Genomic DNA, 24,440 nt, shown 5'->3' with positions numbered 1-24,440 from the left:
CCAAGGGCTAAACATAAGAAAAATTGGAACGTGCCAAATCGGGAGGAGCGGCATGAAATGGGGTCTCATCGGGGCCAGCACGATTGCTGCCGAACACGTCATCGGCGCGATCAGGGCCCAGAACGGCAACAGCGTCGAGGCCGTGCTGTCGTCCAGCAGGGAACGCGGCGCAGCCTATGCCGAACGCCACCGGATCGTCCGGGCCGAGACCGATCTCGACAGCCTGCTTTCAAGCCCCGTTATCGATGCCGTCTACATCTCGACCACCAATGAGAAGCACCGCGACCAGGCGCTGGCGGCAATTGCCGCGGGCAAGCACGTGCTCTGCGAGAAGCCGCTGGCGATGAGCGTTGCCGATGCCAGGGCGATGGTGCACGCCGCCGCCAGAAAAGGTGTGGTGTTTGCCACCAACCATCACTTGCGCTGCGCCGGCACCCACCGGGCCGCCAAGGCCGCCATTGCCGAGGGACGGATCGGCAAGGTTCTGTCGATGCGGGTGTTCCATGCGGTCCTGCTGCCGAAACACCTGCGCGGCTGGCGGATCGACAATCCGGATGCCGGCGGCGGCGTGATCCCCGATATCACCGTACATGATGCCGATACCGTCCGCTTCTACCTCGACGAGGACCCCGAGCGGGTCGTCGCCCAGGCGGTCAGCTCCGGCCTCGGCCAGGGTGTCGAAGACAGCGTCATGTCGGTCTGGACGATGCCGTCCGGCGTAATGGTTCAGAGCCATGAAAGCTTCACCCATCCGTTTGCGGGCTCCGGGCTCGAAGTCCACGGCACCGAAGGCTCGATCTTCGCACGCAATGTCATGACCCAGCAGCCGAAGGGCACGGTCACACTGGTGAATGCTTCGGGCGAGACCGAACTGCCCTATGACAGCGGCAATCTCTATGACTATGCGCTCGCCGCCTTCAACCGCGCCGTTTCCGGCACGGGCAGGCCTGCAGCCGATGGCGTCGACGGCGTGAAATCGCTCGCTGTCGCCATGGCCGTGCGCCAGTCCGCGCACGAAGGCCGGGCCGTCGACGTCAATTACGAAGGAATGTGAAGAATGCCGGGCAAGATCGTCACCGCCGAGGCCGCCGTCAGCCATATCGCCGATCAGGCAATCGTTTCCGTGTCCTCCTCCTCGGGCCTCGGCTGCCCGGACAAGGTGCTTGAGGCCCTTGGGGCGCGATTTGCGGCAACGGGCCATCCGCGCCGTTTGACCACCATCCACCCGATCGCCGCCGGCGACATGTACGGCATCAAGGGCATCGACCATATTGCCCAGGACGGCCTTCTCGATACCGTGATTGCGGGCTCCTATCCAAGCGGCGCCTCGTCGCTCCCGATGCCGGAAATCTGGAAGATGGTCGTCGACAACCGGATCGCGGCCTATAACGTGCCCTCCGGGATCCTGTTCGACATGCAGCGCGATGTTGCCGCCAGACGCCCCGGCGTGCTTACCAAGGTCGGCCTCGACACCTTTGTCGATCCGCTCCGAGAGGGTTGCGCGATGAACGCGCGTGCCAGCGAAAGCCCGATCGTCTCCCGCGTCGAATTTGCCGGCGATACCTGGCTGCATTTCAAGAATTTCGCGCCCGACGTCACCATCCTGCGCGCCACCACCGCAGACGAGCACGGCAACCTCACCTATGAGCATGAGGGCGCCTATCTCGGCGGGCTCGATCAGGCCATTGCCGCGCGCAACAACCGCGGCATCGTGATTGCCCAGGTCAAGCGCGTCACCGCCGCCGGCACGCTGCGCCCGCATGATGTGCGCGTGCCCGGCCATCTCGTCGATTTCATCGTGGTCGATCCCGGCCAGTACCAGACCACCGAAACCTTCTACGATCCGGCAATCTCCGGCGAGATCATTCATCCGCTTGAAGATTTCGACCTCGCCGAACACGGCGTCGAAAAGGTGATCGCGCGCCGCGCGGCGATGGAGCTTGCGGCCGGCCAGACCGCAAATCTCGGCTTCGGCATCTGCGCCATGGTGCCGCGCATCCTGCTGGAAGAGGGCCATGCCGGCAAGGTGACCTGGGCGATCGAACAGGGCGCCGTCGGCGGCGTGCCGCTGACCGGCTTTGCCTTCGGATGCGCGTCGAATGCAGACGCCTTCATGCCTTCTCCCAACCAGTTCACCTATTTCCAGGGCGGCGGTTTCGACGTGACCTTCCTGTCCTTCCTCGAGATCGACCGCGAAGGCAATGTCAACGTCTCCAAACTCGGCAAGAAGCCGTATCTGACTGCTGGCTGCGGCGGCTTCGTGGATATCACCGCCAACGCCCGCAGGATCGTCTTTGCCGGGCTTTTCGAGGCCGCAGCGGGCCTTGTCCTCACCGCTGATGGCCTGAAGGTCGAAAAGCCCGGCAAATTCTCCAAGATGGTCGATGAAGTCGAACATGTGACCTTCTCCGGCCGCCGGGCCCGCGAAACCGGCCAGGACGTGCTCTACGTCACCGAACGCTGCGTGATGCGGATCACCGATGACGGGCTGGTGGCAACGGAGATCATGCCGGGGATCGAGCCCGAGCGCGACATCGTCGGCGCCTCCGGCGGACGGGTGCGGGTGGCCGAAAACGCGACCGTGATGCCGCTGTCGTTGCTTTCCGAACAGCCGATGGGGCTGATGATATGAGCATTTCGGCAACGCCGCGGCAGCACAGGATCATCACAAGCGGTCCTATTTGTTTTAAACATGAAACATCATGGCCAATCGCTCCGGAACGCGGCATAGTCACGCCCGTCAATAACATGGTCCGCTGCGGCGCCGGGACGGTTTCACCCTCCGGTCCGCAGCAGGCCGCAGATCCGGAGCCTGCCCCATGAGCGCCCTTCATCTCATCCGCCACGACGCCATCGCCGAACTGAGGCTCGACAACCCGGCAAAGCTGAACGCCTTCACGCCGGACATGCTGGACGCGCTCGATGCCCACCTCGACACGCTTGAAACCGACGCCGGTATCCGTTTCGTGATCCTGACGGCAGAGGGCGACCGCGCCTTTTGCGCCGGCGCCGACATCAAGGCATGGGGCGATCTGCCGGCGGCGGAGTTCGCCCGCCACTGGGTGCGCGACGGCCACCGCCGCTTCGACCGGCTGGCGCGGCTTTCCAAGCCGACGATCGCCGTTCTCTCCGGCCATACGCTGGGCGGCGGCCTGGAGCTTGCGGCGACCTGCGACATCCGCATCATGACGCCCAACGCGACGATCGCGATGCCTGAGCCGAAGATCGGCATGGTGCCCGGCTGGTCCGGCACGCAGCGCGTCAGCAGGCTTCTGCCGGAACCGGTGATCAAGGAAATGGCGCTGTTCGGACGCAAGCTCGACGCGGCACGGGCGCTCTCACTCGGCTTTGCCGCCGAAGTCGCCGAGGATGCGCGCGCCGCCGCCTTCGACATTGCCGATGGCGCGCTTGCCGCTTCGGCCTATGCAACCGAAATCGCGAAATACATGATCCACGCCGGCATCGGCGAGGACAGGGCCGCCATGATCGAAGCGCTCGGCAGCGGCATGATCGCCGCTTCCGAAGACAAGGCCGAGGGCGTGGCATCCTTCCGCGAAAAACGTAAACCCGCATTCAAGGGCAGATAGGCATGACCGATCTCACCATCATTCCCGCCGGCAAGAGCCTCGATGAACCCGTCTTCGAGGCGCAGCACCTGATCGACGGAAAATGGCAGGCTTCCGCCGACGGCGCGACATTCGAGCGCCAGTCGCCGGCCCATCTGCAAACCGTCACCAGGGCCGCAAAGGGCGGCGTGGCGGAGACCGAAGCCGCGATCGAAGCAGCCCGGCGCGCCTTCGATGACGGCCGCTGGTCGCGCCTTCCCGGCAAGGACCGCGCCACGGTTCTGCTGAAAGTCGCCGATCTGATCGAACGCGATCTGGAGAAGATCGCACTGCGCGATACGCTGGAAAGCGGCAAGCCGATCGCCCAGGCGCGCGGCGAGATCGCGGGTGCGGCCGATCTCTGGCGCTTCGCCGCCTCGCTTGCCCGCACCCTTTCCGGCGACAGCCACAACACGCTCGGCGACGACATGCTGGGCGTGGTGCTGAAGGAGCCGGTCGGCGTGGCGGCGCTGATCACGCCCTGGAACTTCCCGTTCCTGATCATTTCGCAGAAGCTGCCCTATGCGCTCGCCGCCGGCTGCACCGCCGTCGTCAAACCTTCCGAGATGACCCCGTCCTCGACCGTAATCCTCGGCGAACTGCTGATCGAAGCCGGCATTCCAGACGGTGTCGTCAACATCGTTCTGGGTTACGGCGACCCTGTGGGTCAGGCGATGTGCGAGAGCGCGGACGTCGACATGATCTCCTTCACCGGCTCCACCGGCGTCGGCAAGGCGATCGTGAAGGCAAGCGCCGATACGCTGAAAAAGGTCTCGCTCGAACTCGGCGGCAAGAATCCGCAGGTGATCTTCCCCGATTGCAACCTCGATGACGCGGCCGACGCCATCGTCTTCGGCGTCTATTTCAACGCCGGCGAATGCTGCAATTCCGGCTCGCGCATCATCGTCCACGAGGACGTTGCCGCTGCCCTGACCGACAAGGTGGTTGCCCTTTCGAAGAAGGTCGCATTCGGCGACCCGCTCGACCCTTCTACTAAAGTAGGGGCTATCATTTCCGAGGGGCATTTTGCAAAGATCAGTTCCTATGTGGAGGCCGCGCGCGAGGCCGGAGCGGATATCCCGCTTGGTGGCAAAGCGCTCGAAATCCCAGGCTTGTCAGGCCGTTTTTACGCGCCTACAGTTGTAACGAACGTCAAATCCGATATGGCGATAGCGCGGGAGGAGGTCTTTGGACCCGTGCTGTCGGTTCTGACCTTTCAATCGATTGAGGAGGCAATCGCGCTGGCCAACGACGCAAGCTACGGGCTTTCCGCCGGCGTCTGGAGCCAGGACATCAGCACCTGCCTCGCCTTTGCCCGCCGCGTTCAGGCCGGCACGGTGTGGACCAATACCTGGATGGATGGATATTCGGAAATGCCGTTCGGCGGCGTCAAGCAGTCCGGTCTAGGCCGCGAACTCGGCCGCTACGGACTTGAGGAATACCTGGAGGTAAAAACCGTGACGATGCGCATCGGGCGCTCGCGCGCACCCTGGGTGGAATGACGTTCCCCGCAAGGGGAACATGAGGAGGAATGCCTGCCGGGCCCCGAGGAGCACAGCTTCCCCGGCGGGACCACGAACGCACACAGGAGGACACTATGCGTTTGAATTTTGCGAAAAGTGCAGCCGTCATCGCCATCGTTGCGGCTTCGGCCTCTGCAACGTCCGTCAAGGCAGAGGATGTGGAAGTTCTTCACTGGTGGACGTCCGGCGGCGAGGCTTCGGCGCTGAACGTGCTGAAGGAAAACCTTCAGGACCAGGGCATTGGCTGGCAGGATATGCCGGTTGCAGGCGGCGGTGGCGAACAGGCCATGACGGTTCTGCGTGCCCGCGTGACCGCCGGCAACCCGCCGGCCGCCGTCCAGATGCTCGGCTTCGACATCACCGACTGGGCGCAGGAGGGTGCCCTCGCGAACCTGAACGACATCGCGGCGGAAGAAAACTGGGACGCCGTGGTTCCGGAAGCCCTGCAGAAATTCTCCAAGAATGACGGCAACTGGGTTGCAGCGCCGGTCAACGTCCACTCCACCAACTGGGTCTGGGCCAACAAGTCGATCCTCGACGAACTCGGCATCGAACAGCCCCAGAACTGGGATGAGCTGATCGCCGCGCTCGACAAGGTCAAGGCGTCCGGCAAGGTCGCGATCGCCCATGGCGGCCAGCCCTGGCAGGATGCGACGATCTTCGACGCCGTTGTCATGGCGACCGGCGGTCCGGAATTCTACCAGGCCTCGATGATCGACCTCGATCCCGACGCGCTCGGATCCGACACGATGAAGGAAGTCTTCGACCGCATGACCGTTCTGCGCGGCTATGTCGACGACAACTTCTCCGGCCGCGACTGGAACCTGGCCTCGGCCATGGTGATCAACAACGAAGCCGCCTTCCAGTTCATGGGCGACTGGGCCAAGGGCGAATTCCTGAAGGCCGGCCTGACGCCGGGCGAGGACTTCCTGTGCTTCCGCTTCCCCGGCACGCAGGATCAGGTCACCTTCAACTCCGACCAGTTCGCCTTCTTCAAGCAGGGCGACCAGCCGACCGACCAGCAGGTGGCGCTCGCCAAGGCGATCATGTCGCCGGAATTCCAGTCGGCATTCAATGTCGTCAAGGGCTCGGTTCCGGCCCGCACCGACGTGTCCGATGAAGCCTTCGATGCCTGCGGCAAGCAGGGCATGAAGGATCTGGCAGCGGCCGCATCCTCCGGCAACCTGTTCGGCTCCATGGCCCATGGCCACGCCAACCCGGCCTCGGTCAAGAACGCGATGTACGACGTGATCACCGCCCAGTTCAACGGCGAGTATGATTCCGAAACGGCAACCGAAGAAATGGTCAACGCGGTTCAGATCGCGCAGTAACGCGGCTTGTCCGGGCGCGGCGATTGCTGTGCCCGGACGGCTTGAGCTGTGTTTTGGTCTGAAGCGGAGCTGGTTGGGCTCGATGAGCTCGCCCCGCGCCGATCTCCCCCCTTGAGGGGGAGATGCCCGGCAGGGCAGAGAGGGGTGAACCATACGCCGACACGTTCGGAGTCCGCGGAAATGCCCCTTACCCCTCTCTGTCGCTTTCGCGACATCTCCCCCTCAAGGGGGGAGATTGTTGGAGAGGGTGGCGACGCCCTTGGGCAACTGATCCATTTCGACGTGCAGTCCCGCCACAGCGGGTGATCACATAACACCGGCGGCAGGGCCGCCAATCCGGAGGGTTTGAATGGCTTCGTCCGCGCACAGAAGCGGCAGAGCGGGGGATTTTCTACGCGATGCCCTGCCGAAGATCGTCCTCAGTCCGTCGCTGGCGATGGTGCTGATCTTCGTCTACGGCTTCATCGCTTTTACCGTCTATCTCTCCTTTACCGACAGCCGCATCCTGCCGAGTTTCGATCTCGTCGGCTGGAAGAACTACATCAACCTGTTCAAGCTGCGCGCCTGGACGATCGCCATCAAGAATGTCGCGATCTTCGGGTCGCTCTACATCGTCTTCTGCTGCTTCATCGGTTTGATGCTGGCGATCTTCCTCGATCAGAAAATCCGGGCCGAAGGCTTCATCCGCTCGATCTATCTCTATCCGATGGCGCTGTCCTTCATCGTTACCGGGACGGCGTGGAAATGGTTTCTCGACCCCGGCATCGGGCTTGAGGCGGTGATGCATTCCTGGGGCTGGACCAGCTTCCAGTTCAACTGGATCAAGTCCAACGAAATGGCGATCTACACGATCGTGATCGCCGCCGTCTGGCAGACGTCCGGTTTCGTGATGGCGATGTTCCTGGCAGGCCTGCGCGGCATTGACGGCGAGGTGCTGAAGGCAGCCCAGATCGACGGCGCGTCCAACTTCGCGCTCTATCGCCGGATCGTGATCCCGCAGCTTCGTCCGGCCTTCATGTCGGCGATCGTGGTGCTCGCCCATATGGCGATCAAATCCTACGACCTCGTCATCGCGCTGACCGGCGGCGGGCCGGGGCGTGCCACGGAGCTTCCCGCGACCTTCATGTATTCCTACACCTTCACCCGCAACCAGATGGGCATAGGTGCTGCCTCCGCCGTGATCATGCTGATGTCGGTCGCGGCAATCATGGTGCCCTATCTCTGGTCGGAACTGAGGGAGAAGCCGCAATGAGCAGCAACGCTTCCACCCAAGTTGTCTCCACGGGCCGCACGGCGCGGTTCTTCATCTATACCGTGCTCCTGATCTTCTGCCTCTATTACCTGCTGCCGCTTTACGTGATGCTGGTCAACTCGCTGAAGCCGCTCCGCGAGATCCAGGCGGGCGGCATGATGAACCTGCCCGCGGCACTGACCTTCGAGCCGTGGAAGAGCGCATGGTCGACCGCCCAGATCGGCGTGCAGGCAACGGGCCTCAAGCCCTATTTCTGGAACTCGATCCAGATGGTGGTGCCGGCGGTCGCGATCTCAACCGTGCTTGGCGCGCTCAACGGCTATGTGCTGACCAAATGGCAGTTCCGCGGCCACAACATCATCTTCGGCCTGCTGCTGTTCGCCTGCTTCATCCCGTTCCAGATCGTGCTGATCCCGATGGCGCGCATCCTCGGGCTGATGGGGCTTGCCGGTTCCGTGCCGGGTCTGATCTTCGTGCATCTGGTCTACGGCATCGGCTTTTCGACGCTCTATTTCCGCAATTACTACGCCCAGTTCCCGAGCGAGCTGGTGCGTGCGGCGATGATCGACGGCGCCGGTTTCTTCACCATCTTCCGGCGCATCCTGCTGCCCTCTTCCGGCCCGATCGCGGTGGTCTGCATCATCTGGCAGTTCACCAATATCTGGAACGACTTCCTGTTCGGCGCCTCGTTCTCCGATTTCAACAGCCAGCCGATGACGGTGGCGCTCAACAATCTCGTGCAGTCCTCGACCGGCGTAAAGGAATACAATGTCCATTTCGCCGGCGCGATCATGGCGGCAATGCCGACGCTCCTCGTCTACATTGTTGCTGGACGCTATTTCGTACGCGGCCTGATGGCCGGCAGCGTTAAAGGTTAAGACCCATGGGTTTTCTGAAGATTGACAAGGTCACAAAGACATTCGGCGCGCTGACGGTGCTGCACGAAACCAATATCGAGGTCGATGAGGGCGAGTTCCTGGTGCTCGTCGGTCCATCCGGCTGCGGCAAGTCCACGCTCCTGAACATGATTGCGGGCCTCGAGCCGGTCTCCTCCGGCGATATCGTGATCAATGGTCGCACCATGAACGGGGTCAGGCCGGCGGACCGCAACATCGCCATGGTGTTCCAGTCCTACGCGCTCTACCCGAACATGAATGTCGGCGAGAACATTTCCTTCGGGCTGGAAATGCACGGCGTGCCGAAGGAAGAGCGTGAGAAGGCGATCGACAGCGTCGCCGATCTTCTGCAGATCAAGCACCTTTTGAAGCGCAAGCCGGGCCAGCTTTCCGGCGGCCAGCGCCAGCGCGTGGCCATGGGCCGGGCGCTGGTGCGCGATCCGGATGTGTTTCTCTTTGACGAGCCGCTGTCGAACCTCGACGCCAAGCTCCGCGTCGACATGCGCACCGAGATCAAGAAGCTGCACCAGAAGCTTGGCACCACCATCGTCTACGTCACCCACGACCAGATCGAGGCGCTGACGCTGTCGACCCGGATTGCGGTGATGTTTGGCGGTCACGTGCAGCAGCTCGGCACGCCGAAGGAAATATACGACAATCCCGCCAACATGTTCGTCGCCGGCTTCATGGGCTCGCCCTCGATGAACCTGTTCCCGGCCAAGGTGAAGGTCGAAGGCGGCAAGGCGGTCGCTCATGTGGCGCTTGCCGATGGCGGCACGGCCGCGCTCCCCTTCCCCGGGGACCAGATGGCCGATCATGACGGGCGCGACATCATTCTGGGCATCCGTCCGGAGGCGATCACCGACGAACTTGGCGCCGACCGCTCGTCCGAGGCCGTGCATGTGGTGAGGGCGAGAGTCGAGGTGACGGAGCCCGCAGGCTCGGACACCTATGTGGTCGCCGAGCTTGGCGGCAAGGAGGTCACGGCCCGTTTCCGCGCCGATGTCGAGGTCAAGCCCGGCGATACCTTCCCCTTTGCCGTCAACATGGAAAAGGCGGTCGCTTTCAACCCGGAAACCGAACAGCGGCTGAAATAACCATGCGGTCTTCACCTGATGTGGTGATCATCGGTTCCGGCATGGGCGGGGCGAGCCTTGCGGCAAGCCTGGCCCCCACCGGCGCCGAGATCCTGATCCTGGAACGCGGCCACCAGATCCCGGACGATGCGCCGGCCCGCGATCCCGACCGGATCTACAGGAACAGCGCCTTCCGCTCCGACGAAACGTGGCTCGATGAAACCGGAACGCCGTTTTCACCCGGCAATTATTACAATGTCGGCGGCAACACCAAGCTTTACGGGGCCGTGCTTTACCGCTACCGGCGCCAGGATTTTCAGGCGATGGAGCATCTGGGCGGAATCTCGCCGGCCTGGCCGTTTCCCTATGAGACGCTGGCACCCTGGTATGATGCGGCCGAAAAGCTCTATCAGGTCCGCGGCGACCACACCGAAGATCCGACCGAGCCGCCACATGCGGCGCCCTACCCCTTTCCTGCCGTGCCCGACGAACCGGCGCTTGCCGCCGTGCGTCGTAGGCTGGAAAAGGCCGGGCTTCACCCCGCCGCCCTGCCGCTTGGCGTCGACCTCGACCGCTGGCTTTCGAACGGCAATGACGGATGGGATGGCTATCCTGACACCCGCTCCGGAAAGATGGATGCGGAGACCTGCGCACTGGCCTTTGCATTGTCTCATGACAATGTCCGCATCGAGACCGGCGCACGGGTTACCGCACTCTCCGCCTCCCCCGATGGCCGGAAAATCACCGATGTGACCTATGAACAGGCCGGCGAGACCATCACCGTAACGCCGCGGATCGTGGCGCTTGCCGCTGGCGCGGTGCAATCCGCAGCCCTGCTTCTGAAATGCGGCCTCGCCAATTCCTCCGGCGCCGTCGGCCGCCACTTCATGAACCACAACGCGACCGCGATGATCGCCTATGATCCGCGCTTTAAAAATGATGCGGTCTACCAGAAGACATTCGCAATCAATGACTGGTATCTTTCCGATGGCCCCAATGGTCCGCCGCTCGGCAATGTGCAACTGCTCGGCCGCGTGGTGCCGAAGATCCTGAAGGCGACGACGCCTTCGATGCCGATGGCGATCGCCAACCACCTCTCCCGCCACGCCGTCGATTTCTACGCGATCTCGGAGGATCTGCCCGATCCGGAGAGCCGGGTGGTGCTGAACGGCGGCGAGATCCAGCTTCTGTGGCGGCGCTCCAACATGGAGGCGCATCATCTGCTGGTGAAGCGGATGAAACAGGCGCTGAGGCGCGCTGGCTTTCCGATCGTGCTGTCGCGCCTGTTCGATGGCCGGGTGCCGTCGCACCAGTGCGGCACGGCGCGGCTTGGCGATAACCCGGCAACCGCCGTGCTCGATCCGGATTGCCGCAGTTTCGACCATGAAAACCTGTTCGTCACCGATGCGTCAGCATTGCCGACATCCGCCGCCGTCAACCCTTCGCTGACGGTCGCAGCATTGGCGCTGAAGGCGGGCGACGCCATAACGCGGGAGCTTGCGCGATGAAGACGGCACTGATCACCGGCGGCCAGCAGGGCATCGGGCTTGGCATTGCGAGAGCACTTTCGGGGGTAGGCTTTTCGGTCGCGATCGCCGCCGAGGCTGCGCCGGAAAGCGACACTGTCCGCCATGCAATCGGCCTCCTGGGAGAGCATGCCCGCTATTACCGCCACGATGTCCGCGATCTTGACGCCATCCCTGCCCTTCTCGACCGCGTGGAGGACGATCTCGGCCCGCTCACCACCTTCGTCTCCAATGCCGGCGTCGGCGCGCCGATCCGCGGCGACATGCTCGACCTGTCACCGGAGAACTTCGATTTCGTGATGGATGTGAACCTGAAGGGCGCATTCTTTCTGGCGCAGGAAGCGGCGAAGCGGATGCTCGGTCACGATCAGGGCTACCGCTCGATCATCTTCATCACCTCGGTCAGCGCCGAGATGGTATCGATCGAGCGCGCCGAATACTGCATCTCGAAAGCCGCCGCCGCCATGGCCGTAAAACTGTTCGCGACACGGCTTGCGGCCGACAATATCGGCGTCTTTGATATCCGCCCCGGCATCATCGAAACCGGCATGACGGCTGGCGTGAGGGACAAATATACCGCCCGTATCGAGGCAGGACTCGTTCCAGCCGCCCGATGGGGCACGCCCGACGATATCGCAGCCTCAGTGCTGCCGCTCGCCGAAGGCCGTTTCGCCTTCGCCACCGGCTCGGTGATCGCGGCCGATGGCGGGCTTTCGATCGCAAGATTGTAAGCCGCCGGGCCTCCACGAAACCCGGCTGGAAACACAGCTCAGCCGCCGGCCGCCAGCTTCGCCTGCTTGGCTGCAAGCCTTGCGCGGATGTGCTCGACATCGGCCCGGGGCGTCGCCTTGAACAGGGTCTGGGTATATTCGTGCTGCGGATCGGAAAACACCTGATCGCGTTCGCCGCGTTCGACCACTTCGCCGAAATACATCACCATGATCTCGTCGCAGATATATTTCACCACCGAAAGGTCGTGGGAGACGAAGATATAGGTGAGGTCGAACTCGTCCTGCAGGTCGGAAAGCAGGTTCAGGATCTGCGCCTGCACGGAAAGATCGAGCGCCGAGACCGGTTCGTCGAGCACCAGCAGCGACGGGTTGAGGATCAGCGCACGCGCGATCGCGATGCGCTGGCGCTGGCCGCCGGAGAACATGTGCGGATAGCGCTCGAAATGCTCCGGCCCGAGGCCGACCTTCTTCAGAAGATCATGGGCCTTGTCGCGACGGTCATTCGCGGTGTCATCGGTGTTGAGAAGCAGCGGCTCCATCAGCACGTCGCCGATCTTCTGGCGCGGATTCAGCGACCCATAGGGGTTCTGAAACACGATCTGCACCTTGCGGCGCTGGTCGGCGGTCGGCCGGTGCTTCGTGATGTTGATCTTCTGCCCTTCGATGGTGAGGTTGCCATCCGTCTGGGCGTCGATCATGGTGATGATGCGGGCAAGGGTGGACTTGCCGCAGCCGGATTCGCCGACAAGCGCCAGCGTCTTGCCGCGCTCGACGGAGAAATCGACGCCCTTCAGCGCCCGCACGGTGCGCGCCTTGCCGAACATGCCGCCCGGCACGATGTAGTCGCGGACGATGTTCTTTCCCTCAGCGACGATCTCGCTCATGCGGCACCTCCGGTGTAATCGGCGGAATAGTCGATGGTCGGAAGCCGGTCGCCGGTGGCGTTTTCCGGAAGCGCTGACAGCAGCGCCTTGGTATAGGCATGCTTCGGGCTTTCAAACAGCGACAGCACGTCCGCCTCTTCCATCTTGCGGCCCTTGTACTGCACCACCACGCGGTCGGCGGTCTCGGCGACCACGCCCATGTCGTGGGTGATCATGATCATCGCCATGCCGGTTTCCGCCTGCAGATCCGCCAGCAGTTCGAGGATCTGTTTCTGGATGGTGACGTCGAGCGCGGTGGTCGGCTCGTCGGCGATCAGCAGCTTCGGCGCGCAGGCCATGGCGATCGCGATCATGATGCGCTGGCACTGGCCGCCCGACATCTGGTGCGGATAGGATTTCAGCCGGTCTTCCGGGTTCGGAAGGCCAACCGCTTCCAGCAGTTCGATTGCGCGGGCATGGCGGGCCTTGCGGTCAAGATCGGTATGCTGCTTCAGCACTTCCTCGATCTGGAAGCCGGCGGTGAAGCACGGATTGAGGCTTGCGATCGGCTCCTGGAAGATCATCGCAATGTCCTTGCCGATGATCTTGCGGCGCTCCTTCGCGGAGATATTCGCAATATCGCGGCCCTCGAAGGTGATCCTGTCGGCGGTCACCGTCGCCGTCGGCGGCAGCAGGCCCATCACGGCGAGCATGGCCACGGACTTGCCCGAGCCGCTTTCGCCGACGATCGCCAGCACTTCGCCGCGGCTGATCGAATAGGAGGCATTGTGCAGCACCGTGACCTGACCGGCGGCTGTCGGAAACGAGACCGAGAGGTTCTGTACGTCGAGGAGCGGTTCCATGGTTCTGTCCATCGGCTCAGCTCCGCTTCAGCTTGGGATCGAGGGCATCGCGCAGACCGTCTCCGACGAGGTTGATGGCAAGCACGGTGATCAGGATGGCAAGGCCGGGGAAGGTCACGACCCACCAGGCCGACAGGATGAACTCGCGGGCCTCCGCCAGCATCGTGCCCCATTCCGGTGTCGGCGGCTGCGCGCCCATGCCGAGGAAGCCGAGCGCTGCGGCGTTCAGGATCGCATCCGAGAAGGAGAGCGTGCCCTGCACGATCAGCGGCGACAGGCAGTTGGGCAGGATGGTCTTGAACATCAGCCTGGTGTTGCCGGCACCGGCGACACGAGCCGACACCACATATTCGCGCCGCGCCTCACCCATGACGGCGGCACGGGTGAGCCGCGCGAAATGCGGCTGAAGCACCAGCGCGATCGCGAGCATGGCATTGACGAGGCCGGGGCCGAGAACGGCGACCAGAACCAGGGCGAGCAGCAGCGGCGGGAAGGCGAGGATCACGTCCATGACCCGCATGATCGCGACATCGACCCAGCCGCGGAAATAGCCGGCGAGCAGGCCGAGCACGATGCCGAAGACCAGCGCGATGGTGACGACCACGAGACCGATCAGCAGCGAATAGCGCGAGCCGTAGATCAGCCGCGAGAGCATGTCGCGCCCGAGCGCATCGGTACCGAGCAAATAGGTTGCCGTGCCCTTGGCTTCCCAGACCGGGGGCGTGAGCCGCATGGCGACGTTCTGCACATCCGGATTATGGGGCGCAAGGAACGGCGCGAAGATGGCAATCAGCACCAGGGCGACGATGATGGCAAGCCCGATGACAGCGCCCTTGCTCTGGCTGAAATAATGCCAGAGCTCGGACATCATCTGCAGGCGGACCCGTTTGCGCTGGGCCGCGACGTTGACGGTATCGGTCATGGCGGTCCTCCTACTGGTGACGGATTCGGGGGTTGATGAGGCCGTAGGCGAGGTCGACGAAAAGGTTGACCAGCATGACGAGACCGGCGATCAGCACCAGCCCGCCCTGCACCACGGGGTAATCACGGCGCGAGATCGAATCGATCATCCACTTGCCGATGCCCGGCCAGGAAAAGATCGTCTCGGTCAGGATCGCACCGGCCATCAGCATGCCGACCTGCAGTCCGATCGTGGTGATCACCGGGATCAGCGCGTTGCGCAGCGCATGGAGGCCGATGATGCGCCCGCTTGAAAGCCCCTTGGCGCGGGCCGTGCGGACATAGTCCTCGCCCATCACCTCGAGCATGGCCGAACGGGTCTGGCGTGCGATCACCGCGAGCGGAATGGTGGCGAGCACGATCGAAGGCAGGATCAGGTGCGACAGCGACGACGTGAACGCGCCCTTCTGTCCGGAAAGCAGCGAATCGATCGTCATGAAGCCGGTAACGGCGGGGAAATAGTAGAGGAGCGAAATCCGGCCCGAGACCGGCGTCCAGCCTAGAATGCCGGAAAACAGGATGATCAGCAGCAGGCCCCACCAGAAGATCGGCATCGAATAGCCGGTGAGCGCGACGCCCATGGCCGCCTGGTCGAATACCGAGCCGCGCTTGACAGCGGCGAGGACGCCGGCGGGAAGGCCGATGGCAATCGCAAGGATCATGGCGCAGATCGAGAGTTCGGCCGTCGCGGGAAAGCGCGCCAGAAACTCCGTCAGAACCGGCGTCTTGGTGGAAAGCGAAATGCCGAAATTGCCATGCAGCAATTGCCAGACATAGTCGAAATACTGGAGGATGATCGGCTGGTCATACCCGAACTGTGCCCGCAATGCGGCATAGCGCTCGGGGCTGATGCCATGCTCACCGGCCATCAGCAGAATGGGATCGCCCGGCAGCACGCGGACGAAGCCGAAAGCGACGATGGTGATGCCGATAAAGGTCGGCACGATCAGCAGGAGCTTGCCGAGAACGAATTTGATCATGGAAGTGTCCCGGAATGGAAGAGGGCCGGTTGGCGGCCCTCTTCGCTGTCTAAAGCCTTAGTCGGCGAGATCGACGCCATCGAAGCGGTGGTAGCCGAGCGGGTCGATCACGAAGTTCTCGACGCTTGCCGCCATCGGAACGGTGACGGTCGAGTGCGCGATCGTGGCCCACGGCGCCTGTTCCTTGAAGATGACCTGGGCCTCTTCGTAGAGCTTGGTGCGCTCTGCCTGGTCGGAGGTGACCTTGGCCTTCTGGATCAGGTCCTCATAGGGCTGATAGCAGAATTCCGCGACGTTGGAGTTGGTGCCGACGGCATCGCAGCCAAGCAGCGTCGCGAGGAAGTTGTCCGGATCGCCGTTGTCGCCGGTCCAGCCGAGCAGGATTGCGCCGTCGTGATCCTTGTCGCTGGCCCGCGAGAGGTACTCGCCCCACTCGTAGGAGACGATCTCGACATTGACGCCGACCTTGGCAAAGTCTGCCTGCATCAGTTCGGCCATGCGGCGGGCGTTCGGGTTATACGGACGCTGAACCGGCATCGCCCAGATCTTCATCGACAGGTCCTTGACGCCTGCATCTTCCAGCATCTTCTTGGCCGCTTCCGGATCGTAGGGATCGTCCTTGATGCTGTCATTGTAGGACCACATCGTCGGCGGGATCGGGTTCTTGGCGACCTGGCCGGTGCCCTGGAACACGGCGTCGATGATCGCCTCCTTGTTGATGGCCATGTTGAGAGCCTTGCGGACCTCGGCCTTGTCAAAGGGCGGCTGGGTGGTGTTGTAGGCAAGATAGCCGATGTTGAGGCCGGCGCTCTGCTCGACCTTCAGCTTGTCGTTGGCCTTCAGATCGGCGATGTCGGCGGGCGACGGATAGGGCATGATATGGCATTCGCCGGCCTGCAGCTTCTGCACGCGCACCGAAGGATCGGTGGTGATGGCGAAGACGAGGTCGTCGATCGGCTGCTTGCCGCCGTTCCAGTAATCCGGGAAGGCCTTGTAGCGGATCACGGCGTCCTGCTGGTAGGCGACGAAGGTGAACGGGCCAGTGCCGACGGGCTTCTGGTTGAACTGCTCCTTGGTGCCGGCAGCTGCCAGCTGATCGGCATATTCCTTGGAGACGATCGAGGCGAAGTCCATGGCGAGGTCGGCAACGAACGGCGCTTCCGGATGGGTGAGGGTGAACTTGACGGTCATGTCGTCCACCTTCTCGATGCTTTCGATCAGGCCCGGAAAGCCCATCGCGTCGAAATATTCCCAGGACAGGCCGGGAACATAGGCGTACCACTCATTCTCCTTGTCGAGCTGGCGCTCGAACGAGAACACGACGTCATCGGCGTTCAGCTCGCGCGTCGGGGTAAAGTAATCGGTGGTCTGGAACTTGACGCCCGGACGGATGTGGAAGGTGTATTCCAGGCCGTCGTCGGATACGTCGTAGCTTTCGGCAAGACCCGGTTCGGTTTCTGTCGAGCCGTGCTTGAACTCGAGGAGACGGTTGAAGACGGTGCGCGAAGAGGCGTCGAAATCGGTTCCAGCGGTATAGGCAGACGGATCGAAGCCTGCCGGCGAGCCTTCCGAGCAATAGACAAGTGTCTTGGCGCTGGCGGCACCGCCCAACGCGACGAAAACGCTCGTGGCGAGCGCCATGGTCTTCAGGTTTTTCATCATTTTCCCCTTGTGGTTCAATGTGCCGGCCGCAGTGCCGGCATTAGACTATATCTTCCGGAGCCCTTCGGCTTTGACCCGGTCCATAGTGCATGCCTGTCTGCGCCCAACCGCAGCAGACATACGTGTGGCGAGACTATCGCTTTTTTTTGACCGTGCAATCAAAAAACACAACCGAGGGACGTCCACCAAAATAGCAAGGGCATGAAATCCTTGTCTTTTAAGAAGAATGTTATTCTTGCAAAGACTTGACGCCCAACCCTGCAATCCTGTTTCGCAAAAACTATAAAAACTTTGCGAAAATTACTATCCACAGGCGAACTTACCGGGCGTGCCATGTCTGCCTATCATGCTAAAGTCTGAGAGGACCCGCTGTCGCGGCAGCGTGATATCGCGTAATGGAGCCCAACACCGCCCCTGTTTCCGGAGCTGCCGTGACCGACGCCCGCACCCATGCCGAACTGATTGCCGTCCTGGCAGCGCTCACCAATGATGCGCCCCGGGTCATGACGGTGCGCATGGGGGCCGCCCTCCCATCCGGACCGTTCGAAAGCGGCCACCGCACGCTCCAGGGCGGGCTCAGATCCTGGATCGAGAGCCAGACCGGCCATCCGGTCGGCTATCTGGAGCAGCTCTACACGTTTGCGGACCGCGACCGCGGGTTCGACGACAATGGCGAACACACGATTTCGATCAGCTATCTCGGCCTTGTGCGGGAACAACCCGCGCCCGGCGCCTTTGGGCCGCTGTGGAAGGACTGGTACACCTATTTCCCGTGGGAGGATCTGCGCGAGGGACGGCCCGACATTCTCGAGCGGGTCAGCGAGATGATGGCGCAATGGGCCATGAGCGAGCGGCCCGGCCGGGCCGAGCGCCGGCACCGCATCGACTTCGCATTCGGCATGAACGACATGGCCTGGAACGAGGAGCTGGTGCTGCAGCGCTTCGAGCTGATGTATGAGGCCGGCCTGATCGCCGAGGCAGGCCAGACGCCCGCCTTCTGGTTCGGCAAGCCGATGGCCGCCGATCATCGCCGTATCCTCGCCACGGCGATCGCCCGCCTGCGCGCCAAGATCAAGTATCGCCCGGTGATCTTCGAACTGATGCCCGAAAGCTTTACGCTGCTGCAGCTGCAGAAATGCGTCGAGGCACTGGCCGGACTGAAACTGCACAAGCCGAATTTCCGCCGTCAGATCGATCAGCAGAACCTGATCGAGGAAACCGGAGAGGTTTCCGGCGAGGCCGGCGGCCGTCCCGCCAAGCTCTACCGCTATCGCCATGCCATCCTCGAAGAGCGGGCACTGACCGTTTCGAAACTCCCGATCGCGCGTTCTTGACTCCTCGTCAATAACGCACTATCTCTGCCGACATTGATATACTCAATATGAGTATTATTATACCAGGCCGAGGTCGCCCCAACGCCTCCCTGGCAGGCCCGGCGCGGTTTCCCCGATTCACCCGCGCCGGGCCGCAACGAGGAGACAGCCGATGAATGCGCCATTTTCCGCAGCAAGCCTCTATGACCGCGTATCCCATGTCATTCCGAAAGCGGAATGGCTGAGCTTTTCTGACGATATCGAAGCGATCCACCGGCTGAAGCGGGAGCGAAACGCCGTTATCCTCGCGCATAATTACCAGACGCCCGAAATCTTCCATGGCGTGGCCGATATCGTCGGCGATAGCCTGGCGCTGGCGCGCGAGGCGACGCGGGTCGATGCCGATGTGATCGTGCTCGCAGGCGTCCACTTCATGGCCGAGACCGCGAAGCTGCTGAACCCGGAAAAGACGGTGCTGATCCCGGACATGGCGGCCGGCTGCTCGCTCGCGGATTCGATCACGCCGGAAGACATCGCGCTGATGCGGCAGGCTCATCCCGGCGTGCCGGTGGTCACCTATGTCAACACCTCGGCCGCCGTGAAGGCCGCCTCCGACATCTGCTGCACCTCGGGCAATGCCAAGCGCGTGGTGGAATCGCTCGGCGTGCCGAAGGTACTGATGCTGCCGGACGAATATCTCGCCCGCAATGTCGCCCGCGAGACCGATGTCGAGCTGATCGCCTGGCACGGCCATTGCGAGGTCCACGAGCTGTTCACCGCCGAGGATGTGCGCGAGATGCGCGATGCCTTTCCGGGCGTCACCATCATCGCCCATCCGGAATGCCCGCCGGAGGTGGTCGCCGAGGCCGATTTCGCGGGCTCCACCGCCGGCATGTCGGACTATGTCCGCGACACCAAGCCCGGCCGCGTGGTGCTTTTGACGGAATGTTCGATGAGCGACAATGTCGCGGTCAACCATCCGGACGTGAATTTCGTGCGCCCCTGCAATCTCTGCCCGCACATGAAGCGGATCACGCTTGCCAATATCCGGGAGGCGCTGGAGGGCATGCGCCACGAGGTAACGATCGACCCCGCGATTGCCGATGACGCACGCCGCGCCGTCGAGCGGATGCTGAGCGTATGAACGCCCCGGTCGCCATCGTCGGTTCCGGCATTGGCGGGCTGGTGACGGCGCTCGCGCTGGCGCCGATGCCTGTCGTGCTGGTGACGAAGGCCGCGCTCGGCGCCGAGACCTCCACCGGCTGGGCACAGGGCGGCATTGCCGCAGCCCTTGGACCGGATGACGATGCCGGTCTCCACCTCGAAGATACGCTTTCCGCCGGCGACGGGCTCTGCGATGCGGCGGCGGCCGAGGCGATCCTGTCGGCGACACCCGAGGCGATCGCCTTCTTGGAGCGCCACGGCGTGCGTTTCGACAGGGATGCAGCTGGCGGCCTCGCCTTCGGGCTCGAGGCCGCGCATCAGCGCCGCCGCATCATCCATGCCGGTGGCGATGCGACCGGGGCGGCGGTGATCGCAGCACTTTCGGCGGCCGTCGCAGCCACGCCATCCATCAAGGCTTTCACGGGCGTAGAGGTCCGCCGGCTGCTGGTGGCGGACGGCAGGGTCTGCGGCCTGCTTTGCGCCAGGGACGGCCATCCGTTCCGGCTTTCAGCCTCCCGCGTGGTGCTCGCAACCGGCGGCATTGGCGGGCTCTACGCCGCTTCGACCAATCCCGCCGGCAATTTCGGCCAGGGCGTGATGCTTGCCGCGCGCGCGGGTGCATTGCTTGCCGACATGGAATTCGTGCAGTTTCACCCGACGGCCTTGAAGACCGAGATCCGCCCACTGCCGCTGATCAGCGAGGCGGTGCGCGGCGACGGCGCGGTGCTGGTCAATGCGCGCGGCGAGCGCTTTCTCGCCGGAACGCCGGGCGCGGAACTTGCGCCGCGCGATATCGTCGCGCGCGCCATCGCCGCCGAGATCGCCCGTGGCGGAGCCGTGTTTCTCGACGCCCGGGCGGCCCTCGGCAGCCGTTTCGAAAGCCGCTTTCCCGGCATTTCCGAAATCTGCGCCCGCGCGGGGATCGACCCTGCGACGGATCTCATTCCGGTGCGCCCGGCCGAGCACTATCACATGGGCGGGGTTGCAGCCGATGCGGCAGGCCGCACCGCGCTCGAAGGACTTTATGCGGTTGGCGAATGTGCTGCGACCGGCCTTCACGGCGCAAACCGCCTTGCCAGCAACTCGCTGCTGGAAGCGGCCGTCACCGGCCTTGCCGCCGCAACGGACATTGCCGCCACCCCTGCCCCGGCGCCCGTGACGCTGCCCGAAGCAGCGTTCCCCCTGGCCCCGCGGCTTGAGCGCGTGCGCCAGATCGTCTCCGCATCGCTCGGCGTCACCCGCAACCATGACGGCCTGAGGGAGGCGATTGCTCAGCTGCTGCCGCTTGCGGCAGGAGACGGGGCCGACGCGGATCCGGCCATTGTTGCGCTCTCGGTTGCGGTTTTCGCAATGCTGAGAGAGGAATCGCGCGGCGGCCATGCCCGCACCGACTTCCCGCTGAAATCGGAAGACAGCAGGCGACGCGCCATGACGCTCGATGCGGTGCTCGCCCATGCCCGCGCCCTATCCATGCCTGCGCTTGCCGAAATCGCCTGAGCAAAGATGGAGAACACCATGCTGCCGCGTCTCATCATCGAACCCGCCGTGCGCCGCGCCCTTGAGGAGGACCTCGGCCTTGCCGGAGATATCACCGCCAATGCCGTGATCCCTGCGGGCCACCGCTCCACCGTGGTCATGGCGGCGCGCAGGCCCGGCGTGATCGCCGGCCTCGATGCCGCCGAACTCGGCTTCACCCTGGTCGATCCGTCAATCGTCATGACACGGCATGTGGAAGATGGCGGCAGAGTTGACGCGGGCGATATCGTCGCCACCGTTACCGGCCCGTCGCGGGCGTTGCTGACCGGCGAGCGCACGGCGCTCAATTTCCTCGGGCATCTTTCCGGCATCGCCACTGTCACGGCCGAGGTGGTCGCGGCGGTCACCGGAACGAAGGCTCAGATTGTCTGCACCCGCAAGACGACACCGGGGCTTCGGGCGCTCGAGAAATATGCCGTGAAGGCGGGCGGCGGCGGCAATCACCGGTTCTCGCTCGCCGATGCGGTGCTGATCAAGGACAACCACATCGCGATTGCAGGCGGCATACGGCCGGCGCTTCAGGCCGCCAGAGAACACGCCGGCCACATGGTCAAGATCGAGATCGAAGTCGACACGCTTGACCAGCTCCGCGAGGCAATGGCGGAAGGGGCGGATGCGGTTCTGCTCGACAACATGTCGCCTCAGACCCTGCGCGAGGCTGTCGAGATCGTCGCCGGCCGCGCGATCACGGAAGCGTCCGGCGGCATCACGCCGGAGACGGCGGGCGCGGTTGCGAGCGCAGGCGTCGACCTGATCTCGATCGGCTGGCTGACCCATTCCGCTCCGGTGCTCGATATCGGGCTCGATTACCACGCTGCCTGAGCGGCACCATTTTTTTTGATCCATTCGCTCGTCTATTCCGTTTTCGAACGGGGAAAGGAGAGATGATCATGATGCAATCACGGTTTCTGCTGGCCGGTCTCGGCCTTTTGACAGCCTCATCCGCCGCCATCGCCAACGATCTCGAAGGGGTCTGGGCACGCGGCGACGGCAAGGCGCGCGTGAAAGTCGAACGCTGCGGCGACAATTTCTGCGCCACCAATATTTGGGTCCGCCCCGGCACACCGCTTGAGCGCGTCGGCGATCAACTGGTGATGGACATCGATCCGGTAGCGCCCACCCGCTTCGAGGGCCGGGCAAAGGATGTACGCCGCGGCATGACCTACAGCATGTCGATCACGCTCGGCGGCGAGACGATGCGCACGCGCGGCTGCGTTCTTGGAAAGTTGATCTGCAAGTCAGCCGATTGGGCAAGCGTCAACTGAAACCCGGCCGCGATCCTGTCGCTCAAAGCCCGTAATACCAGGGCGCGACAAGCGCGAAGACCACGGTCAGCAGCACGATCAGCGGCACGCCGGCGCGGATGAAATCGCCGAAACTGTAATGCCCCGGTCCCATGACCATCAGATTGGTCTGGTAGCCGATCGGCGTCGCGAAGGAGCAGTTGGCGGAATAGATGACGGCCGCGGCAAAGGCTTCCGGAGGTGCGCCGATCTGGTGCGCCATCGAAATTCCGATCGGAATGAACAGCGCCACCGCCGCATTGTTGGAAAGCACGTTGGTCAGGAGCGAAACGCCGATGAAGAGCAGCACGATCATCACCGAGGCCGAGGCGCCACCGCCAAGCCCGACGATGCCCTCCGCGATCAATTGCGCGCCGCCGGTTGCCTGAAGTGCGGTCGCCATCGCGATCGAGGCGCCGACAAGCAGGAAGATCTGGCGGTCGAAGGCGCGGGCCGCCTGCTGCAGCGTGAGGCAGCCGAACAGGATCATCAACAGCGCGCCGGTGACCGCATTCACCACCATCGGCGAAATCCCCGTCGCCGACAGCACCACGATGGCCGCAAAGATCGCGCTCGCCACCAGCGCCTTGTTGCGCGGCGGCACGCTTTCGGCCGAATGTTCCAGAAGCAGGATGTCGTGATTGCCGCGCATCGCCCGGAAATCCTCTTCGCGCCCACCGATCAGCAGCGTGTCGCCCGCCTCGAAGCGCAGTTGCGACAGCGGCGAACGGGCCATCCGGCTCTTGCGGCGCACGCCGAAAATATTGACGTTGAAGCGCTGCTGGATGCCGCTGAAGCGGACCGTGCGCCCCTCGAACAGGGAACCCGGCGCGACGACGGCCTCGGCCAGATGATAATGCGCGCCAGCGCGACGCTCGACGGCGGGCGTGGAGCCGTCCGGCGCCGCCGTCAACCGGATCTCGCCCTTGGCGATGAGATCCATGAAGCCCTTGCGCGTTCCCGTCATCTGCAGGCGATCGCCGGGCCGCAAGGTCACGCCGTCTTCATAGGGCGGAAGCAGGATCTGGTCGTCGCGGATCAGCGCATGCAGCGCCATCGGAGCGAGCGACGGGAAGAAGCCGGACCGCGCGCTTTCGCCATTGAACCGGCTTTGCTCCAGCAAGACCACTTCTCCCAGAAACTGGGTGCCGGCGGTTTCCTGTTCGAACCTCTTTTCCGAACTTGCCTGGGTGAAGATCCGCGGCATCACGAACAGCACGTATACCGAGCCTGCAAGGGCCAGAATGACCCCCATGCCGGTAATGTCGAAAAAGCCCATCGTCACGCCTTCGCGCGCCGCGATCCCGGCGGCGATCAGGTTTGTCGACGAGCCGAGCATCGTGGTCATCCCGCCAAGGATGGTGATGAAGGAAAGCGGCATGAAGATCTGGTAGGGCGGCAGCCGGAAACGGGCGGCGATCGAGGCGAGCACCGGAATGAAGATCACCACCACCGGCGTATTGTTGAGAAATGCCGAGGTCATGCCGCAGGTAGCCAGGATGAGGATGACCAGAAGCCGGGGATTGGAACCGTAAAACCTGCCGATGCGGTTGGTCAGCCCCTCCAGCGCGTCGGTCGCAAACAGCCCCTTTCCAACGATCAGAAGCGCAATGACCGTGACGAGCGCCGGCGAGGAAAAGCCTGCAAGCAGATCCTCGATCGGCAAGGTCTTGCCATCAGCCATCGTGAACGGAAATGTGCCGAACAGCACGAGAAGAATGCCGAGCGCGGCAAGCGATACCGCTTCGATCGAGAACCGGTCGATCGAATAGAGGCCGACGACCAGGACAATGATCGCGAGCGTCGCCACGAGATGAAAATGTTCGATCAAGATCGCCCCACCGCATTCTGATCTGGACACCGGCGTCCCGCGGCG

Annotated in this window: 21 protein-coding genes; 15 read left to right on the top strand and 6 right to left on the bottom strand. The window is 63.4% G+C overall.

Annotation, left to right across the window (positions count from 1 at the left end; translation table 11 throughout):
• The first annotated feature begins 52 nt into the window (after positions 1-52).
• The 10 genes from HPQ62_RS19335 to HPQ62_RS19290 all read left to right on the top strand — a co-directional run bounded on the left by HPQ62_RS19335 (position 53) and on the right by HPQ62_RS19290 (position 11,940).
• Positions 53-1,054 carry a Gfo/Idh/MocA family protein gene (locus tag HPQ62_RS19335; protein WP_174804235.1) on the top strand — a complete coding sequence of 334 codons (1,002 nt, stop codon included), beginning with the start codon at positions 53-55 and terminating at the stop codon, positions 1,052-1,054.
• A gap of 3 nt (positions 1,055-1,057) precedes the next feature.
• Positions 1,058-2,632: an acyl CoA:acetate/3-ketoacid CoA transferase gene (locus tag HPQ62_RS19330; RefSeq protein ID WP_174804234.1), complete on the top strand. Its 1,575-nt coding sequence runs from the start codon at positions 1,058-1,060 to the stop codon at positions 2,630-2,632.
• 187 nt (positions 2,633-2,819) lie between these two features.
• The gene (locus HPQ62_RS19325; RefSeq protein ID WP_174804233.1) at positions 2,820-3,587 is read left to right on the top strand and encodes an enoyl-CoA hydratase/isomerase family protein; all 768 of its coding nucleotides are present in this window, start codon (positions 2,820-2,822) and stop codon (positions 3,585-3,587) included.
• Positions 3,588-3,589: 2 nt separating this feature from the next.
• Entirely contained in the window at positions 3,590-5,107 is a 1,518-nt protein-coding gene (locus HPQ62_RS19320; protein ID WP_244629781.1) for an aldehyde dehydrogenase family protein, read from the top strand.
• Between the two features lie 95 nt (positions 5,108-5,202).
• Complete coding sequence (locus HPQ62_RS19315) at positions 5,203-6,459, top strand: ABC transporter substrate-binding protein (protein WP_174804232.1); 1,257 nt, start codon at positions 5,203-5,205, stop codon at positions 6,457-6,459.
• Between the two features lie 349 nt (positions 6,460-6,808).
• Entirely contained in the window at positions 6,809-7,711 is a 903-nt protein-coding gene (locus HPQ62_RS19310; RefSeq protein WP_174804231.1) for a carbohydrate ABC transporter permease, read from the top strand.
• A complete protein-coding gene (locus HPQ62_RS19305; protein ID WP_174804230.1) occupies positions 7,708-8,589 on the top strand; it encodes a carbohydrate ABC transporter permease in 882 nt (293 codons plus the stop codon). Before HPQ62_RS19310 ends, HPQ62_RS19305 begins: the two co-directional genes overlap by 4 nt.
• 5 nt (positions 8,590-8,594) lie before the next feature.
• On the top strand, positions 8,595-9,704 hold the full coding sequence (locus HPQ62_RS19300; RefSeq protein ID WP_174804229.1) for an ABC transporter ATP-binding protein: 1,110 nt from the start codon (positions 8,595-8,597) through the stop codon (positions 9,702-9,704).
• A gap of 2 nt (positions 9,705-9,706) precedes the next feature.
• The gene (locus HPQ62_RS19295) at positions 9,707-11,191 is read left to right on the top strand and encodes an FAD-dependent oxidoreductase (RefSeq protein WP_174804228.1); all 1,485 of its coding nucleotides are present in this window, start codon (positions 9,707-9,709) and stop codon (positions 11,189-11,191) included.
• Positions 11,188-11,940 carry a 3-ketoacyl-ACP reductase gene (locus HPQ62_RS19290; protein ID WP_174804227.1) on the top strand — a complete coding sequence of 251 codons (753 nt, stop codon included), beginning with the start codon at positions 11,188-11,190 and terminating at the stop codon, positions 11,938-11,940. The genes HPQ62_RS19295 and HPQ62_RS19290 overlap by 4 nt, the downstream gene beginning before the upstream one ends.
• Before the next feature lie 38 nt (positions 11,941-11,978).
• Here the strand turns inward: HPQ62_RS19290 and HPQ62_RS19285 are convergent, their stop codons facing one another.
• The 5 genes from HPQ62_RS19285 to HPQ62_RS19265 all read right to left on the bottom strand — a co-directional run bounded on the left by HPQ62_RS19285 (position 11,979) and on the right by HPQ62_RS19265 (position 17,265).
• Positions 11,979-12,824: an ABC transporter ATP-binding protein gene (locus HPQ62_RS19285; RefSeq protein ID WP_174804226.1), complete on the bottom strand. Its 846-nt coding sequence runs from the start codon at positions 12,822-12,824 to the stop codon at positions 11,979-11,981.
• On the bottom strand, positions 12,821-13,678 hold the full coding sequence (locus tag HPQ62_RS19280; RefSeq protein ID WP_244629780.1) for an ABC transporter ATP-binding protein: 858 nt from the start codon (positions 13,676-13,678) through the stop codon (positions 12,821-12,823). Before HPQ62_RS19280 ends, HPQ62_RS19285 begins: the two co-directional genes overlap by 4 nt.
• Positions 13,679-13,682: 4 nt before the next feature.
• The gene (locus tag HPQ62_RS19275) at positions 13,683-14,537 is read right to left on the bottom strand and encodes an ABC transporter permease subunit (protein ID WP_425312654.1); all 855 of its coding nucleotides are present in this window, start codon (positions 14,535-14,537) and stop codon (positions 13,683-13,685) included.
• Positions 14,538-14,598: 61 nt separating this feature from the next.
• A complete protein-coding gene (locus HPQ62_RS19270) occupies positions 14,599-15,606 on the bottom strand; it encodes an ABC transporter permease subunit (RefSeq protein WP_174804224.1) in 1,008 nt (335 codons plus the stop codon).
• Between the two features lie 57 nt (positions 15,607-15,663).
• Entirely contained in the window at positions 15,664-17,265 is a 1,602-nt protein-coding gene (locus tag HPQ62_RS19265) for an ABC transporter substrate-binding protein (RefSeq protein ID WP_174804223.1), read from the bottom strand.
• Positions 17,266-17,699: 434 nt separating this feature from the next.
• Between HPQ62_RS19265 and HPQ62_RS19260 the strand changes: the two genes are divergently transcribed.
• The 5 genes from HPQ62_RS19260 (at position 17,700) to HPQ62_RS19240 (ending at position 22,546) form a co-directional block, all read left to right on the top strand.
• A complete protein-coding gene (locus HPQ62_RS19260; RefSeq protein WP_425312653.1) occupies positions 17,700-18,602 on the top strand; it encodes an NUDIX hydrolase in 903 nt (300 codons plus the stop codon).
• Between the two features lie 151 nt (positions 18,603-18,753).
• Positions 18,754-19,725 (top strand): quinolinate synthase NadA, encoded by a 972-nt coding sequence (gene nadA / locus HPQ62_RS19255; protein ID WP_174804221.1) that lies wholly within the window; start codon positions 18,754-18,756, stop codon positions 19,723-19,725.
• On the top strand, positions 19,722-21,242 hold the full coding sequence (locus tag HPQ62_RS19250) for an L-aspartate oxidase (protein ID WP_174804220.1): 1,521 nt from the start codon (positions 19,722-19,724) through the stop codon (positions 21,240-21,242). Before nadA ends, HPQ62_RS19250 begins: the two co-directional genes overlap by 4 nt.
• Positions 21,243-21,248: 6 nt before the next feature.
• The gene (gene nadC, locus HPQ62_RS19245; protein ID WP_174804219.1) at positions 21,249-22,103 is read left to right on the top strand and encodes a carboxylating nicotinate-nucleotide diphosphorylase; all 855 of its coding nucleotides are present in this window, start codon (positions 21,249-21,251) and stop codon (positions 22,101-22,103) included.
• Positions 22,104-22,171: 68 nt separating this feature from the next.
• On the top strand, positions 22,172-22,546 hold the full coding sequence (locus HPQ62_RS19240; protein ID WP_244629779.1) for a DUF2147 domain-containing protein: 375 nt from the start codon (positions 22,172-22,174) through the stop codon (positions 22,544-22,546).
• A 22-nt stretch (positions 22,547-22,568) separates the two neighbouring features.
• Here the strand turns inward: HPQ62_RS19240 and HPQ62_RS19235 are convergent, their stop codons facing one another.
• Positions 22,569-24,395: an SLC13 family permease gene (locus HPQ62_RS19235; protein ID WP_174804218.1), complete on the bottom strand. Its 1,827-nt coding sequence runs from the start codon at positions 24,393-24,395 to the stop codon at positions 22,569-22,571.
• Between the last annotated feature and the right edge of the window lie 45 nt (positions 24,396-24,440).

Source organism: Martelella limonii, assembly GCF_013344475.1.
GTDB classification, from domain to species: Bacteria; Pseudomonadota; Alphaproteobacteria; order Rhizobiales; family Rhizobiaceae; genus Martelella; species Martelella limonii.
Note: the sequence above shows the minus strand (reverse complement) of the source record. Positions and strands in the feature narration are given on the sequence as shown.

Coding starts and splice junctions, on each gene's coding strand:
- HPQ62_RS19335 (WP_174804235.1), top strand. CDS start 53: ATGAAATGGGGTCTCATCGGGGCCAGCACGATTGCTGCCGAACACGTC.
- HPQ62_RS19330 (WP_174804234.1), top strand. CDS start 1,058: ATGCCGGGCAAGATCGTCACCGCCGAGGCCGCCGTCAGCCATATCGCC.
- HPQ62_RS19325 (WP_174804233.1), top strand. CDS start 2,820: ATGAGCGCCCTTCATCTCATCCGCCACGACGCCATCGCCGAACTGAGG.
- HPQ62_RS19320 (WP_244629781.1), top strand. CDS start 3,590: ATGACCGATCTCACCATCATTCCCGCCGGCAAGAGCCTCGATGAACCC.
- HPQ62_RS19315 (WP_174804232.1), top strand. CDS start 5,203: ATGCGTTTGAATTTTGCGAAAAGTGCAGCCGTCATCGCCATCGTTGCG.
- HPQ62_RS19310 (WP_174804231.1), top strand. CDS start 6,809: ATGGCTTCGTCCGCGCACAGAAGCGGCAGAGCGGGGGATTTTCTACGC.
- HPQ62_RS19305 (WP_174804230.1), top strand. CDS start 7,708: ATGAGCAGCAACGCTTCCACCCAAGTTGTCTCCACGGGCCGCACGGCG.
- HPQ62_RS19300 (WP_174804229.1), top strand. CDS start 8,595: ATGGGTTTTCTGAAGATTGACAAGGTCACAAAGACATTCGGCGCGCTG.
- HPQ62_RS19295 (WP_174804228.1), top strand. CDS start 9,707: ATGCGGTCTTCACCTGATGTGGTGATCATCGGTTCCGGCATGGGCGGG.
- HPQ62_RS19290 (WP_174804227.1), top strand. CDS start 11,188: ATGAAGACGGCACTGATCACCGGCGGCCAGCAGGGCATCGGGCTTGGC.
- HPQ62_RS19285 (WP_174804226.1), bottom strand. CDS start 12,824: ATGAGCGAGATCGTCGCTGAGGGAAAGAACATCGTCCGCGACTACATC.
- HPQ62_RS19280 (WP_244629780.1), bottom strand. CDS start 13,678: ATGGACAGAACCATGGAACCGCTCCTCGACGTACAGAACCTCTCGGTC.
- HPQ62_RS19275 (WP_425312654.1), bottom strand. CDS start 14,537: ATGATGTCCGAGCTCTGGCATTATTTCAGCCAGAGCAAGGGCGCTGTC.
- HPQ62_RS19270 (WP_174804224.1), bottom strand. CDS start 15,606: ATGATCAAATTCGTTCTCGGCAAGCTCCTGCTGATCGTGCCGACCTTT.
- HPQ62_RS19265 (WP_174804223.1), bottom strand. CDS start 17,265: ATGAAAAACCTGAAGACCATGGCGCTCGCCACGAGCGTTTTCGTCGCG.
- nadA (WP_174804221.1), top strand. CDS start 18,754: ATGAATGCGCCATTTTCCGCAGCAAGCCTCTATGACCGCGTATCCCAT.
- HPQ62_RS19250 (WP_174804220.1), top strand. CDS start 19,722: ATGAACGCCCCGGTCGCCATCGTCGGTTCCGGCATTGGCGGGCTGGTG.
- nadC (WP_174804219.1), top strand. CDS start 21,249: ATGGAGAACACCATGCTGCCGCGTCTCATCATCGAACCCGCCGTGCGC.
- HPQ62_RS19240 (WP_244629779.1), top strand. CDS start 22,172: ATGATGCAATCACGGTTTCTGCTGGCCGGTCTCGGCCTTTTGACAGCC.